This is a genomic window from Nocardiopsis sp. MG754419, assembly GCF_018207095.1.
In the GTDB taxonomy this organism is placed as follows: domain Bacteria; phylum Actinomycetota; class Actinomycetes; order Streptosporangiales; family Streptosporangiaceae; genus Nocardiopsis.
This window is the reverse complement of sequence record NZ_QOCZ01000439.1, coordinates 1-313: the sequence shown is the minus strand read 5'-3', so window position 1 is coordinate 313 and position 313 is coordinate 1. Positions and strand designations below refer to the sequence as shown.

Below are 313 nucleotides of genomic sequence, written 5' to 3'. Positions count from 1 at the left end.
GATCCTTCCTGCGCACCTGCGTCATGTCCGCCAGCAGACCGGCCAGGGCGGAGATCAGATGTGAGTCGACCGGCTTGCCGTTGCGGCAGATGCTGGACAGCGGCACGCCCTGCACATAGCTCAGGATGGCCACGTCCCGGCGCTTGACCAGACACCGGGGGACATGCGGCAGCACACGGCAGATCGCTCCGAGGATCTCGGCCTCGTCCAGCCAGGTTCTGATGACGACGGGAAGTGCGGTGCGGATCTGTTCGCGCACGGTGACCCGGTCGTGGCCGGCGAGGGCCGTGAGCCACTTGTCGACGCCCTGGGG

Annotated in this window: 1 protein-coding gene; it reads right to left on the bottom strand. The window is 67.7% G+C overall.

Annotation, left to right across the window (positions count from 1 at the left end):
* A partial coding sequence (locus DSY14_RS28455) for a hypothetical protein (protein WP_211719647.1) occupies nucleotides 1-313 on the bottom strand: 313 nt, incomplete at both ends.